At 42.6% G+C, this 14,590-nt stretch carries 14 protein-coding genes and 2 pseudogenes; 4 read left to right on the plus strand and 12 right to left on the minus strand.

The genetic code is table 11. The features are described 5' to 3' along the window. Nucleotides 1-173 precede the first annotated feature (173 nt). On the plus strand, nucleotides 174-1,067 hold the full coding sequence (gene ttcA / locus NB463_RS21565) for a tRNA 2-thiocytidine(32) synthetase TtcA (RefSeq protein ID WP_005377502.1): 894 nt from the start codon (nucleotides 174-176) through the stop codon (nucleotides 1,065-1,067). Between the two features lie 126 nt (nucleotides 1,068-1,193). Here ttcA and uspE read toward each other — a convergent pair whose 3' ends face one another. The 10 genes from uspE to ccoN form a co-directional block, all read right to left on the minus strand. Further along, on the minus strand, nucleotides 1,194-2,141 hold the full coding sequence (uspE, locus tag NB463_RS21570; protein ID WP_053807422.1) for a universal stress protein UspE: 948 nt from the start codon (nucleotides 2,139-2,141) through the stop codon (nucleotides 1,194-1,196). 180 nt (nucleotides 2,142-2,321) lie between these two features. After that, the gene (locus tag NB463_RS21575; RefSeq protein WP_005377497.1) at nucleotides 2,322-3,068 is read right to left on the minus strand and encodes an FNR family transcription factor; all 747 of its coding nucleotides are present in this window, start codon (nucleotides 3,066-3,068) and stop codon (nucleotides 2,322-2,324) included. Nucleotides 3,069-3,158: 90 nt separating this feature from the next. After that, nucleotides 3,159-3,836, minus strand: coding sequence for a sulfite exporter TauE/SafE family protein (locus NB463_RS21580; RefSeq protein ID WP_258431067.1), 678 nt, complete (start codon nucleotides 3,834-3,836; stop codon nucleotides 3,159-3,161). 8 nt (nucleotides 3,837-3,844) lie between these two features. Then, complete coding sequence (gene ccoS / locus NB463_RS21585; RefSeq protein WP_012841826.1) at nucleotides 3,845-4,009, minus strand: cbb3-type cytochrome oxidase assembly protein CcoS; 165 nt, start codon at nucleotides 4,007-4,009, stop codon at nucleotides 3,845-3,847. A 15-nt stretch (nucleotides 4,010-4,024) separates the two neighbouring features. After that, the gene (locus tag NB463_RS21590) at nucleotides 4,025-6,388 is read right to left on the minus strand and encodes a heavy metal translocating P-type ATPase (protein WP_258431068.1); all 2,364 of its coding nucleotides are present in this window, start codon (nucleotides 6,386-6,388) and stop codon (nucleotides 4,025-4,027) included. 4 nt (nucleotides 6,389-6,392) lie between these two features. Next, nucleotides 6,393-6,869: a FixH family protein gene (locus NB463_RS21595; RefSeq protein ID WP_005396484.1), complete on the minus strand. Its 477-nt coding sequence runs from the start codon at nucleotides 6,867-6,869 to the stop codon at nucleotides 6,393-6,395. 105 nt (nucleotides 6,870-6,974) lie between these two features. Further along, nucleotides 6,975-7,949: a cytochrome-c oxidase, cbb3-type subunit III gene (gene ccoP, locus NB463_RS21600; RefSeq protein ID WP_005396485.1), complete on the minus strand. Its 975-nt coding sequence runs from the start codon at nucleotides 7,947-7,949 to the stop codon at nucleotides 6,975-6,977. Beyond that, nucleotides 7,949-8,122 carry a cbb3-type cytochrome oxidase subunit 3 gene (locus NB463_RS21605; RefSeq protein WP_005396487.1) on the minus strand — a complete coding sequence of 58 codons (174 nt, stop codon included), beginning with the start codon at nucleotides 8,120-8,122 and terminating at the stop codon, nucleotides 7,949-7,951. The genes ccoP and NB463_RS21605 overlap by 1 nt, the downstream gene beginning before the upstream one ends. A 9-nt stretch (nucleotides 8,123-8,131) precedes the next feature. Further along, nucleotides 8,132-8,752, minus strand: a complete 621-nt coding sequence (ccoO, locus tag NB463_RS21610) for a cytochrome-c oxidase, cbb3-type subunit II (RefSeq protein WP_005377475.1) — start codon at nucleotides 8,750-8,752, stop codon at nucleotides 8,132-8,134. A 12-nt stretch (nucleotides 8,753-8,764) separates the two neighbouring features. Next, complete coding sequence (gene ccoN, locus NB463_RS21615) at nucleotides 8,765-10,192, minus strand: cytochrome-c oxidase, cbb3-type subunit I (protein WP_005396488.1); 1,428 nt, start codon at nucleotides 10,190-10,192, stop codon at nucleotides 8,765-8,767. A gap of 257 nt (nucleotides 10,193-10,449) precedes the next feature. On the opposite strand from ccoN, the gene NB463_RS21620 reads away from it, so the two are divergent. The 3 genes from NB463_RS21620 to NB463_RS21630 all read left to right on the plus strand — a co-directional run bounded on the left by NB463_RS21620 (nucleotide 10,450) and on the right by NB463_RS21630 (nucleotide 13,812). Then, on the plus strand, nucleotides 10,450-10,806 hold the full coding sequence (locus NB463_RS21620) for a hypothetical protein (RefSeq protein WP_041852960.1): 357 nt from the start codon (nucleotides 10,450-10,452) through the stop codon (nucleotides 10,804-10,806). Nucleotides 10,807-10,919: 113 nt separating this feature from the next. Continuing rightward, nucleotides 10,920-12,101, plus strand: a complete 1,182-nt coding sequence (locus NB463_RS21625) for an FIST signal transduction protein (RefSeq protein ID WP_053807426.1) — start codon at nucleotides 10,920-10,922, stop codon at nucleotides 12,099-12,101. Then, nucleotides 12,091-13,812 (plus strand): ATP-binding protein, encoded by a 1,722-nt coding sequence (locus NB463_RS21630; RefSeq protein WP_134646607.1) that lies wholly within the window; start codon nucleotides 12,091-12,093, stop codon nucleotides 13,810-13,812. Before NB463_RS21625 ends, NB463_RS21630 begins: the two co-directional genes overlap by 11 nt. A gap of 174 nt (nucleotides 13,813-13,986) precedes the next feature. Here the strand turns inward: NB463_RS21630 and NB463_RS21635 are convergent. Beyond that, nucleotides 13,987-14,148, minus strand: a pseudogene (locus NB463_RS21635) (DUF3693 domain-containing protein); the annotation flags it as partial. 130 nt (nucleotides 14,149-14,278) lie between these two features. Next, nucleotides 14,279-14,590: pseudogene (locus NB463_RS21640) on the minus strand (hypothetical protein); the annotation flags it as partial.

Raw genomic sequence — 14,590 nt, forward strand, 5'->3', positions numbered from 1 at the left:
ATTGCGGCTCTTTTTTCATTTGTGACGGTAACTAAGCTACCTTTCGTGTCCTTTTCTTAATATCTCAATAAGACAAGCATTTAATCCTGCGTAAAAAGCTCGTATAATCCACGCCCCAAAGAAACCCATGTTAGGAAGTCCTAGTCGATTTATCGGCGATGTGAGAGCCCGCAATGAACCAAATAGATACAAGAAAAGAAACCCTAGAATTCAACAAGCTTCAGAAACGCCTGAGAAGACATGTTGGAAATGCCATTACAGATTACAACATGATCGAAGAAGGCGATGTTGTGATGGCATGTATTAGCGGTGGTAAAGATTCATTCGCGATGCTTGATATCCTGCTGAATCTTCAAAAAGCCGCACCGATCAAATTTGAAGTGGTTGCGGTAAACCTAGACCAAAAACAACCGGGCTTCCCTGAGCACATTCTGCCTGAGTATTTCGAAACACTGAATATCCCTTACTATATTGTCGATAAGGACACTTATTCCGTCGTAAAAGAGAAGGTACCAGAAGGCAAAACCACTTGTGGTCTGTGTTCGCGCCTGCGACGTGGTACGCTGTATTCATTTGCAGAGAAGATTGGTGCAACTAAGCTTGCGCTAGGTCATCACATGGATGACATCGTCGAAACAATGTTCTTGAATATGTTCCACGGCTCTCGCCTTAAAGCGATGCCACCAAAACTACGCTCTGATGATGGTCGTAACGTGGTCATTCGTCCATTAACTTACTGTCGTGAAAAAGACCTGATCAAATACGCTGAGCACAAGGATTTCCCAATTATTCCGTGTAACCTTTGTGGCTCTCAAGAGAACCTTCAGCGTCAATCTATAAAAGCAATGTTGATTGAATGGGATAAGAAGACGCCAGGGCGTGTGGAAGCGATTTTTAAATCAATTCAAAACGTAAGCCCAAGCCAACTAGCAGACCGCGAATTGTTCGACTTTGTTAACTTACCGCTAGATCGTGAAGGTAACCGCGAAGAGTATGAATTTAATGAGGCTGTCGTTTCTTCGACGAATATTGATGAATCAATGTTCATCGATGTTACGAACATCTAACTCGTAAAAAAGGAGGTCAACTAGACCTCCTTTTTTGTATTCAATGCTTTAACTGTCCCCAAACAAAAATCCCCCTTTATTAGGGGGATCTATTAGCGTCTGTTTGAAAGCGCTCATAAAGAGAGATTAGGTTGCTGTGTTTGGATCAAGAGGACTAATGTAGCCTTTTGGTTTTAGAGCCAATACATCGCAATTTATTTTATCGATCACGTGCTCAGCTGTATTACCAATAAAGACAGCAGAAAGCCCGGTTCGCCCTGTGGTGCCTAAAATAACCATTGCAGCATTCAAGCGCTCTGCTGCTGCTGGAATGACATCTTCAGGTAAGCCTTGCTCAACAATCGTTTGCTCTTCATCAAGGCCGTGTTTTTGGCGTAATGCTTTCATCGCAGTTAAGTGATGACCTCGAACGGCATCGGTATAAGTCGTTGGATCAAACTCAGGAAGTTCAATGGTAATGTTCGCCGGTGTAACGGGATACGCATTAACAAGGTATGGTTTGGCATCCAGTCGGGTGGTGACTTCTTTTAGTCGCTCGACCATGGCATCGTTGAGATCAATATGAGTTGGATTTTCAGAGCCTACGTGCACCGAGGCAAGAATGCTTGCTTGTTCTGGCCAATCTGCATTTTTAATCAGAAGTACTGGGATAGGGCATTTACGTAACAAGTGCCAATCGGTCGGAGTGAAAATCACAGATTCTAACACGTCGTGCTTACGTGTGCCTTTAATGACTAGGTCATGGCTGCCTGCATAGACCTCAGCGATAATTGCTTCGTAAGGACGGTTGTGCCAGACGACACATACATCAAAGTCGAAGCCATCGTTTAGATAAGGTTGAGCAATTTTACGCATCCACTGCTCACGTTGATGGATAACACCTCGACGCATAGCATCTCTTTCATCCACTGATAGCATTGACGTCATGTCATAAGAGAAATCGTAAATGGATAAAAAGAAAGTGATTCGGCTTCTAGATACACTTTTTTGAGCTAATTGAACAGCTCTTGCAAGTGCGGGCTGCTCATCATTATTGATGTCAGCTACAACAAGGATCTTACTGTATATACTCATAACTAAGCCCACTTCTATTGCAAAACCAGATACTGAATATAAATTAAATCAGTATTTTGGAGTACTCACCGTACATTTTTACTGTAGCTTAGTTTGGGTAACTTTTTGAGGACTTTCGAAAGGAATTTATGAGAAACATGATGTAGCTCATTTTCGAGCTACATCAATAATTGGGGTGTATTATTCTTTAGTTACACCAGCAAGTTCCATCAATGCATCGTGGTCTAAGATAGTGATATATTTACCTTTTACACTTAGGATCTCGGATTTCTGGAAACGACCCAACAAGCGACTGATGGTTTCCACTGTAAGACCAAGATAGTTACCAATATCACCACGAGTCATCGTTAAACGAAACTCTCTAGGGCTGAAGCCACGTTGAGAAAAACGAGTTGATAGGTTGTATAGGAAAGCCGCTAGACGTTCTTCTGCATTCTTTTTAGAAAGAAGCAAAATCATTTCCTGATCACCTTTAATTTCGTTACTCATCAAACGCATAATTTGCTGGCGAAGCTTAGGCATTTTACCTGATAGGTCGTCTAAAATTTCGTATGGGATTTCACATACCATCGACGTTTCAAGCGCTTGAGCAAAGCTAGGGTGGGAGTCACCTGTAATGGCATCGAAACCAACTAGGTCTCCGGCCAAGTGAAACGCTGTGATTTGCTCATCACCTTGCTCTGTGATCGTATAGCTCTTGATGGTACCAGAGCGGATAGCGTACAGAGATTTTAGCTCGTCACCAGCCTTAAAAAGCTCTTGTCCTTTTTGTATAGGCTTCTTACGTTCGATGATTTGGTCAAGCTGATCAAGTTCTGCCTCATTCAGAGTGAACGGGATACACAGCTGACTAATGCTACAATCTTGGCAATGAATGGCGCAACCGCCTGATTGGATACGCTTTGTTGCAGGTTTTTCAGAAATCATAACAACCTTTCACTATTTGATATACATCAATATTTTAGCATCGCTTAATCCTAAAGGGTAGCAAAAATGTCACCTCAATAGAGTTTAACGTTATATGAAACCGAGTAACTCTAAAGCTCCTACAGCAGTGTACGAACCATATCCAATAAGGATTAATGCCGAAATATTTCTAAATATTAACGACTTTTGTAATTTCTGAAAATGGTTGGCACCATATCCAATAATAAGCATTGCCGGAAGTGTTCCGAGGCCAAACGCGAGCATAATAAGACCACCGTTTATTGCGCTGCCTGAAACCGCCGACCAAGTTAGCGCAGAATAAACCAAGCCGCATGGTAACCAGCCCCAAATGAAGCCAAATGGTAAAGCATGAAGAGGGTGCTTTAATGGCAACAAACGCTTACCAGCAGGTGAGATAAAGCGCCAAATGTGCTGCCCTAACTTTTCTATTAACAGTAAACCTTGCCACCATTTAGCAATATAAAGCGCAACCAGAATCATGAACAATGCGGCAATCAGCCTTAACCAAGCAAGAGAATGCGTTAACCCACTTAGCTCAGATAAACCTGATACTGCTCCGCCTATTAATGCACCGATTACGGCATAGCTGCTCAGTCGCCCTAGGTTGTAGAAGAGTGGAATAAGGGGGGAGCTTTTACTTGTAGAAGAGCCCATGGTAAGCAGAGACGCGATGCCACCACACATTCCCATGCAATGACCAGCCCCAACGAGGCCGATCATCAAAGCACCAATAAAGTCAGGAGTCATAAAGGTTGCTATTTTTTATCACTATTAGATTTGTCTTCTTCATCAAGAAGAATGTTATGTCCTTGTCGTTCTAGATCTTCAAACTGATCACTTCTTACTGCCCAAAGAAAAACGGCAACAGCAACACAAACGAGAACGATAGCGATGGGAATCAATATATAAAGACTTTCCATGTTTGCTTTCTCTACTTATTTCTCTTTGAGCAGGCGCAAAGAGTTAGATACAACGATAATTGAGCTTGCAGACATGCCAACTACTGCAATGTAGGGAGCCACTAAACCAGCGACAGCTAAAGGCAAAATTAACAGGTTGTAACCCAAAGACCAAGCCAAGTTTTCTCGAATAATCTTTCTTGTACGCAGTGCAAGCAAACGTGCCTCTAGTAGCTTTTCGAGATTATCCCCAAGTAACGTCATATCAGCAGAAGCTTTAGCGACATCTGTACCACCGCCCATCGCAACTGAAAGATGAGCTCCGGCGAGAGTAGGTGCGTCATTGATGCCATCGCCAACCATCATAGTGATACTGTCTTCATCAAGACTCTTAAGGTACGCGAGTTTGTCTTCTGGTTTTGCTGACGCAACGACGTGATCGATACCAATTTCATTCGCTACAGGTTGAGCGTTTGAGAGAGCGTCACCTGTTAGCAGCGTTGTCTTAATTCCAGCGTCAGCAAAACGTTGAATAAAGGCTTTGCTTTCTTTTCGGATAGGGTCGCGGTAGTAAAAGCTAGCGACATGCTCGCCATCAACTGAAAGATAGACCGCGTGGCTTTCTTCGCTTTCCTTGCCTTGAACAAAAGCCGCACTGCCTATCTTAACGATTTTACCATTCCAGATCCCCTCAATCCCTGAACCAATCACGTTTTGCACTTCATACACAACAAAGTCATCATTGGCGTAACTTGCAAAAGAGCGAGCGATAGGATGGTTTGCATGAGCTTCTAATGCCGCGGCTAGAGAGAGACAATCTTCTTTTGGAAGATCACTCAACACTTGTGTATCACAGATCTCAATATCGCCTTTCGTCAGAGTACCTGTTTTATCTACAACTAAGTGGTTGATCTTACATAGCGTCTCGAACACATGACCTTTACGAAGCAAAATGCCAAAGTTTCCCATACGAGAGGTAGCACAAGTTAGAGCAGTTGGTGTCGCAAGAGATAGGGCGCATGGACAGGTGGCTACCAATACGGATAGCATGATCCAAAACGCATCATCTGGTTTTGTTTGATGCCAGTACAACCAAGTACCAGCAGAAATAATAAGAATCGCTCCAACAAAGTAACGAGCAACAACGTCTGCAATTTCTGCGATTTTAGGTTTGGAGTGTTGAGCTTCATCTTGTAAACGCACGATATTGGAAATCATTGAGTCAGCTTTGGAACTCATGACCTCTAGCTCAAATGACTCATCACCGTTTAATGTTCCTGCATAAACCGCATCGCCTTCTCGTTTCACCACGTGTACGGATTCACCCGTTAGCATGGATTCATCAATATGAATACGACCCGAAATAACTTTGCCGTCAGCTGGGATATGTTCGCCAGGAAGGACGCGAATACGATCTCCAACTTTAAGAGTTTTCACTGGTATTTGCTCGCCATCCAGCGTCGTGGCGATCGCTGGGATCAACTTTAATAGGTTACCACTCGCCGCTGCGGCTTTGCGACGCGCTCGCATCTCTAAAAATCGTCCGACTAATAGGAAGAAAGTGAACATTGAAATCGATTCGAAGAAGACTTCGCCCTGTTCTGTAACGGTTGCTATTAAGCTGGCTACATAGGCAAAAATAAGTGCAATCGAGACAGGAACATCCATACCGAGGGTTCGGCCTTTGATGCTTCGCCACGCATTTAAGTAAAACGGAAGAGCAGAGTAGAGTAGGACTGGCGTAGCAAAGATCAGACTTACCCAACGAAAGTAATTTTTAAACTCCGGCTCTAGGTCACCAAAAACTTCTAGATACAATGCGACGGCTAGCATCATAACTTGCATGGTAGCTAAACCAGCAATACCTAATCTGTATAAGTATTGCTTCATCATTCGATGATAAGAGGCTTCTTGCTTATCAGCTTCAAATGGTGCGGCTTTATAACCTAGTTTATGAATGACAGATAGGAGTTCACTTAATCGCACCTGAGTGTTATCCCAGGCTAGTAACGCGCGGTTAGTGGTTGTATTCACGCGGATAGACACTAACCCAGCCGTATTAGAGACTTGCTTTTCGATTAACCACGCACAAGCTGCACATGAAACGCCCTCTAAAGAAAGAGTTACTTCAGAGACATTTTCACGATTTCGCACAAATTCTGATTGTACATCTTCATTATCATAATGAATTAAAGCTTGGAGTTGCTCTGGTACTAAATCTGCTTTTTCCGCAGGCGCAGTTCTATATTGATAGTAGGATACTAAGCCGCTGTCTACGATGGTTTGAGCAACCGTCTCGCAGCCAGGACAACACATCTTGCGGGATTCACCGAGTATATCAACTTTAAAATCCGTGTTGGCTGGTACATCTTCACCACAGTGATAACAGGATTCACACATATGCTTACTTCATTAACGGTGTTGACGAGGCAGGAAATTCAACTTTACCTTGGATCATCCATTGTTGGTCATGTGGTTGTAGTTCGACAAACCAAGGGCCTTGAATAGATTCTTCTGCCGTTAGGCGGTAATTACCAGATGCATCCGCCGTAACGAGCTTTGTAAAGTCACGGTCAGGAAGAGTACGATGAGTGAAAGTGGCCGTTAGAGCAGGGTAATGAGATAGCTTCCCTTTAGCGAAAACAATCACAACATTGTTATTTTCAGAAGAAATCTCTGCGTTAAGACCTAGGTCACGAGCGACATTCATTTTACTAATGTCGATGTTAATGCCTTTGCCTTTTTTATAGTAATCCTCGGCGACTAAAGAAACAGAGTTGTTCGAGAAAACGACCACAGTAATCACAGTCCAAACTACGACAGTAAGAGGAAGGATGATTAGGAACCACGGCCAAAATTGTTTATACCAAGGCTTTACCATAAAAAAGTTCTCAACAGCTAAATGAAAAAATGTAAGGCGTTAAATTTAAAGGAAAGACAGCCCCTATGAAAGGGGCTGTTATTGCTATGTTACTTAATATCTCAGTTACTTACTCTCTGAGTTACTTAAGCTCCAGACATAAGAGGCAACGAGCTGAACTTTATCTTCACCCAAAATGTCTTTCCACGCGGGCATTACACCTGAGCGGCCGTTCATTACGGTTTCGGTTACAGCTGCACGAGAGTCGCCAAATAGCCAATCTTGGTCTGTAAGATCAGGTGCACCGACTGCAGGGTTACCCTTACCATCAGTACCGTGACAAGCGGCACACACGACGAAACGTGCTTTACCTGCCGCTGCTTCACGAGCATTCACTTTACGACCAGATAGGCTAAGTGTGTAGCTTACTACTTCTTGCACACCTTGCTCACCAAGCGCATCTTTCCATGCTGGCATTTGACCAATACGGCCATGCATGATGGTTGTTACGATTGCAGCTGGTTCACCGCCGTATAACCATGCATCATCAGTTAGGTTAGGAAAACCTTTCTGACCACGAGCATCAGAGCCGTGACATTGAGAACAGTTTTGCAAAAACAAACGTTGGCCAACTTTCAATGCTTCAGGATCTTGCGCAATTTCAGGTATTGGGCGCAAACCACTATCATTGTGCGCAAGTTTACGGAATGCTTCGCCGAAGTATGCATCTGCGTCATCCAGTTCTTTTGCGTATTGGTTTAGTTGCTTGTTCTCTTGTGCTTTAGCGATGGCTTCTTTTGACTCTTCCAGTGAACGTACTGTTTGAGCAGAACTCTGCCAGTTTAAAAAGCCCTTGAAGCTACCTAGACCTGGAAATAAGGCAAGGTAAACTGCTGCAAACACAAATGTACTTACAAACAGATAAGTCCACCACTTTGGTAGAGGGTTGTTTAGCTCGCGAATACCATCGTACTCGTGGCCCATGTCTTCCCCTTCCTCGACGCCCATTTTATCTTTAGCGCACCAAGTCAGGAGAATCGCACAGCCTACCAGCGTACCGACAGTAATCACGATAATCCAGAGACTCCAGAATGTAGTCATTACTTCTTCACTCCTTGGTTATTTGGGGTCGTTTGTTCTTCGTCAGCAAACACCAAGTTGGCATCTTCTTCAAAGCGTGCTTTACGCTTTTTACTAAATGCCCACCATACGATGCCGATAAAACTAGCGAAGAGTACAACGGTATAAATACTATGAATTGTACCGAAATCCATATGATCCCCTTACTTCATTGCATGACCAAGAGACTGAAGGTAAGCGATGATTGCATCCATCTCTGTTTTACCTTCTACTTCTTTAGCCGAATTCGCGATCTCTTCATCAGTGTATGGAACACCGAACTGATCACGAAATAGCTCAAGTTTCTTCTGCGTTAGCTTACCGTCTAAAACGTTTTCAGCTAACCACGGGAAACCCGGCATGTTTGACTCAGGCACAAGCTCACGAGGATCTAGTAGGTGAACGCGGTGCCATTCATCAGAATAACGACCACCAACACGAGCTAAATCCGGACCTGTACGCTTAGAGCCCCAAAGGAATGGGTGTTCCCAAACACTCTCACCGGCGACAGAGTAGTGACCGTAACGTTCAGTCTCTGAGCGGAAAGGACGAACCATCTGGCTGTGACAAACGTTACAACCTTCACGGATGTAGATGTCACGACCTTCCATCTCCAGAGGAGTGTAAGCACGCAGATTCTCTACAGGTTCAGTCGTTTGCTTTTGGAAAATCAGAGGAGTGATCTCTACAAGAGCACCCCAGCTGATAGCAAACACGATAAAAATAGCCAACAAACCGACATTACGTTCTAAGATTTCGTGGCGATTATTAGAATTATTACTCATTCTTAAATCTCCTTATGCCGGATGTGGGATAGCTTTTAGGCTTTCTTTTGGTGCACTTACCGTTTTGTACGTGTTGTATGCCATTAGGAACATACCAGATAGGAAGATAAATCCACCTAGGAAACGTACAAAGTAGAACGGGTAAGACGCTTCTACAGACTCAACAAAGCTGTAGGTTAGCGTACCGTCGGAGTTAACCGCGCGCCACATCAGACCTTGCATTACACCAGAGATCCACATCGCAACGATGTAAAGAACGGTACCGATTGTTGCTAGCCAGAAATGCACATTCACTAGACCAACAGAGTACATACGCTCTTGGCCAAATAGGCGAGGTACTAAGTGATATACAGAGCCGATAGAAACCATCGCAACCCAACCTAACGCACCAGAGTGAACGTGACCAATGGTCCAGTCTGTGTAGTGAGAAAGTGCGTTAACTGTCTTAATCGACATCATTGGACCTTCAAAGGTAGACATACCGTAGAATGACAAAGAAACGATTAGGAAACGTAGGATAGGGTCATAACGAAGCTTATGCCATGCACCAGATAACGTCATAATACCGTTGATCATACCACCCCAAGAAGGAGCAAATAGAACCAGCGACATCACCATACCTAGAGACTGAGTCCAGTCCGGTAGCGCTGTATAGTGAAGGTGGTGAGGGCCTGCCCAAATATATAGAGAAATAAGCGCCCAGAAGTGAACGATAGATAGACGGTAAGAATAAACAGGACGTTCAGCTTGTTTAGGAACGAAGTAGTACATCATACCTAGGAAACCAGCGGTGAGTAGGAAACCTACCGCATTGTGTCCATACCACCACTGAACCATCGCATCCACTGCGCCTGAGTAAATCGAGTAAGATTTACCAAGTGACACAGGAATAGCCATGCTGTTCACGATGTGAAGTACTGCTACTGTGATAATAAAGGCACCGAAGAACCAGTTTGCCACATAAATATGTGACGTGTTTCGCTTCACCAGTGTGCCGAAGAACACCACCGCATATGATACCCATACTAGCGCAATTGCGATATCAATAGGCCATTCTAGCTCAGCATACTCTTTACCCGATGTTAAACCGAGAGGCAAAGTAATGGCTGCTGCCAGGATGATTGCTTGCCAACCCCAAAAGGTGAAGGCAACGAGTGGGCCACCAAAAAGACGTGTTTGACATGTGCGCTGTACAACATAATAAGACGTTGCGAACAGAGCACTGGTACCAAACGCAAAAATTACCGCATTAGTATGCAGTGGACGTAAGCGACTGTACGTCAACCACGGCGTATCAAAGTTTAGCTGTGGCCAAACTAATTGAGCGGCAATCAAAACACCAACAGCCATACCAACTATGCCCCATAAAATGGTCACAAGGGTAAATTGGCGAACGACTGTATAGTTGTAGTTTTGTTCAAGCTGCTTTACTTGGCTCATTTGCATGCTTCCAATTTCTAATTAACTACACTTTTACTTCCAACACGACTTGCGTCGTAACACCACCCAAGTAAACTCTAGAATTCAAGTGTTATCATCACCTTATTTCCATTGCTGACTTTAATAAAAAGTGGCATTTTCAGCGTGACACTATACTTGAATTAACAATTCAATGACAGGGTAGTAACCTTACTGGCCCCCTGGAAATCATTTTTTATTTAAAAAGTTTGAAGTTTGTAACAAGGATATTAGTAATTATGCCTGCACAAAAGTTAACAAAGGCGCGACTTGCACAAATCTTAATCATGCTCAGTGTGTTAATAGGCGCATTTTTCTGGCGTACCTTTACACACGAGAGCGTTACTAGCATTGACTGTTCACAAAAAGAACGATGCGATGTAACAATTGAAGGTGAAATAATCACAATTAATCGTGACTCAACGGGAATTTCGCTCGAAACGATAAAAAGTAGCACTCTAAAAATTGATCCAAATCAATCTGGCGAATTTATCAATCTCGATCGAGAGCATAAGAAAATAGAATGGGACACAATGCCTGAATCAAAAAAAATCACCTTTAAAAAAGGCGAAAACATTGTTGTAGTTCAATTATAAATACGATCTGTCACGAGATAATCGCAACTTCTTAATGAAATTTTCACCTTCTTACCTAGAGAAAATTGGTTGGAATGGTATAACAGCAGAGTGATACCCAATTATAAAATCGTATGCATTGCCAATCAGTTTTTACTCATATTAAAGATGAAGACTCAGCGATAGAAACGCTTAGGTCCGAACTGACACAACAGAACTTGTCTTACGTGATGTGCTACTACACGGAAGAGTACGACTTCGAGTTAATTCGAGAAGCGTTTCTTGAGCATTTTCCCGGTGTGCCTTTTCATGGCGCCAGTTCATGCCAAGCAGTAATGACAGACCAGGGGTTTCATACGGGCCCAGTGATTGCGGCGCTCGCAATTTATGACTCAGGCCCTCATGCTTATGGCACTGGTATTTCTAACTATGATTCAGGTGACAGTGTAACTAGAGCCTTAGATATGGCTCTTGAGAACGCTAACCGCGTAGGAGAAGTGCCAAACTTAATACTGCTTCATGCAACTCCAGGGCAAGAGGAATCAATCATTGCATCTATAGATGAAAGGTTTGGTACGCTGATCCCAATTATTGGTGGTTCAGCCGCTGATAATCATATCGCGGGAAAATGGTCTGTCATTACCACCCAAGGATCTCAAACTGCAGGTTTAAGTCTGACATTATTTTACTCCTCACAGCCTGTTGATATTGCTTTTAGTGCTGGGCACACTCCAACCAATATCAAAGGGGTTGCAACCAAAACTAACGACAGGTGCTTGCTAGAAATTGATGACGAACCGGCCCTCAATGTTTATAGAAAGTGGACAAACCATCAAGATAACCAAGTAGGCAAAAACAACCTGCTATTTACAAACTCGAGCGCTTATCCACTAGGGCGTGTCGCTGGCCACCTCTATGAGCGTCCATATTACAAATTGTCCCATCCAATTCGTGAGACGCGAGATGGAGGAATTGAGCTATTTACACGAATAGAAGAGGGTGATGAACTCACTTTAATGAAAGGAAGCAGAGAACACCTCGTTGCACGCGCTGCTAAAGTTGTAAATGCAGCCTTTAATCAAAAATTAGAAGAATCTCGAAAAATTGGGGTGATAAACATCTTTTGCGCAGGTCCTATGTTGCACTTAATGCAAGACATGAATAGCGTTTGTGAACAAATTAACCAAGAACTAGAACAGTTACCTTTTATTTGCCCTTTTACTTTTGGTGAGCAAGGTAGATTTATTGGTGGTGAGAATGGACATGGAAACCTGATGATTTCATCAGCGATATTCCATAAACCTTATGAAAGATAAATACTTAGACATATACCAACAGGAAGCGCTGCAAGAAGCGTTAGTCGAACTAAAACAGGCTAGGCAAAGAGAACGACTGCTCGCCGATGAGAATAAAGCTATTCTTTCAGCGATATCCGCGATGAGTGAAGCAAAAAACCGGCACGAGATATTTACGGGATTAAATAATGTCCTTAAGAAGTACATCAACTTTGATGATTTTATCGTTCTAACTCGTGATGATGAGAGGTACCCCTTCAAAACGTTGATATCGACAAATAGTGTATTTGATAACATATCTTGGTTACACGGTAACGCATCTGAGAGGGCACTGAATGGCGAATGTATTCTGCTGTTCGAACCAGATAGGCTTGCGGAGTTTATTAACCTGAACAGCTTTATAAAAAGCCATGTAAACTCGGTAGTCCTGACGGGCATACGTTCAGAAGTAACACAAACTGTCATCTTACTTATTGGTGCTAAGAAAGGGCACTTTAGCATAGAAAATAAGGAAACCTTAAGACGCTTTCGGCCTTTAATTGAGAGGGCTGTCATCGATATTGAGACCAAAGAGAAGTTACAACGTATTGTTGAAGTGCGGACAACTCAGCTTGCTAAAGCAAGAGAAGAAGCAGAGCTTGCAAATCGCTCAAAGTCAGAATTCTTAGCGATGATGAGTCATGAAATTAGAACCCCTCTAAATTCCGTCCTTGGAATGCTCGATATTCTGAAACAATCCACCTTATCAGAAGAGCAAATCGATGCTCTGAGCCAAATGGAATGCTCAGCGGAGTTACTTCTCGCGATTATCAGCGACATCCTTGACCTCTCAAAAATTGAATCAGGTCGCTTTCAACTCAATGAGCAGTGGGTTAATTTAAGAGACACTGTCACTTTTGTCATTTCTCAACAAAAACAAATAGCTAAGAAGAAGAGCCTTCAATTTAAACTCAATTGCATGGTAACTACCGACAAACAGTTTTGGATTGACTCTACGCGGTTATCTCAAATCCTGTTTAATCTTATTGGGAATGCAATAAAGTTTACTGATGAAGGAGAAGTAAAAGTTTCTGTATCAGAGCAAGACACTGAGCTTGTAATTTCAATATCAGACACCGGAATTGGTATATCTAAAGCCAAGCAAGAACATCTATTTACGGCATTTCATCAAGGTGACCGTTCCATCACGAGACGCTTTGGTGGCACAGGACTAGGGCTAGCAATAACCAAGCATTTAGTTGAAATGATGCGCGGCAAGATTATCGTTAAAAGTGACGAGCATGTCGGCTCAACATTTACTATTAAGATTCCCGTTTTAACTCGTTGCAATCAAAATCGTCCAGTTAAAATAGAAAACAACCAACCAATAAAAGCGATGGATCTTCTCGTAGTCGAAGATACCGAGTCGAATCAGTTTGTAATAAAGCTTATTTTAAATAAGCTTGGTCATAATGTTCATATCGCAAGTCATGGAGCAGAAGCATTAACGTTCTTAGAGGAAAATGAGGATTTAATCGACCTGATTCTTATGGATGTCTCGATGCCAGTGATGGATGGGATTACTGCAACAAGGCTTCTCCGAGATAAAGGCTTCAAGACTCCAATCATCGCATTAACCGCTCATGCGCTAGAAAGTGATAGAGATAAATGCCTTGACGCAGGTATGGATGGATTCATTTCCAAACCAGTTCGAAGACAAGATATCTTTGAGGCTATACAGCCATTTCTGTAAGTAGAAAAAGCATTAATATAGATCTTAACAATCGATAGATTATTAAGATCTATATTAAGTATTTTATGGTAAATAGCCATTATGTTTAATGGTTATGATGGAGACCTTAAATTTCAAATCCACAGGGGAATAGGAGTGCTCATTGGCAACATTTGGCGTACGAGCACATCTCATTTAACATAACACATATAATGCGCACTGTAATAGTGGTTCCTGTGGACTTGCAATCACTAAGGCTAATCCAGTGCAAGCCATTGAGATTCCTGACAATCCAAGCCCATTAAACTTTTTTGCAATTCCTTCCCATACTGCTTTTATCTGCAGATTATCATTTCGAGTTGATTGGTTTATCTCACCTAGCCTGCATTCCCAACCAATTACACGAGAGCCACTTCATTTTCATCTAGTTCATCGAGTCTGAAAGCTTTGCGCTCTTGCTGCCCGATGCTTCTAATCAACATTGCAATCACGAACCTGTGGCTATATGAAGCCGAATATACTTTTCTGGATATTTATAACGATAGCGTTTTCCTTTCCTCAAGTTGGATTTCACATACCGACAAACTTTTTGTCACCACTACTGGTTACTCTTTTTATTACTGCTTTTTTACCTTTGTGCTCCATCTCTATCATGACATCACAATAACCTTGGTAGTCATCAAATTTATTGTCTGCTTTCCTTTGAATCTTAGTTTTAATCTTTTTAGCCAATGGATTCGTTTCCGAGTCGTCAGACAAAGCTGAAGCACTTACAAAGAGAAAGACCATTAAAGTTACA

Source organism: Vibrio sp. RM-41-2B, assembly GCF_024744415.1.
In the GTDB taxonomy this organism is placed as follows: Bacteria; Pseudomonadota; Gammaproteobacteria; order Enterobacterales; family Vibrionaceae; genus Vibrio; species Vibrio diabolicus.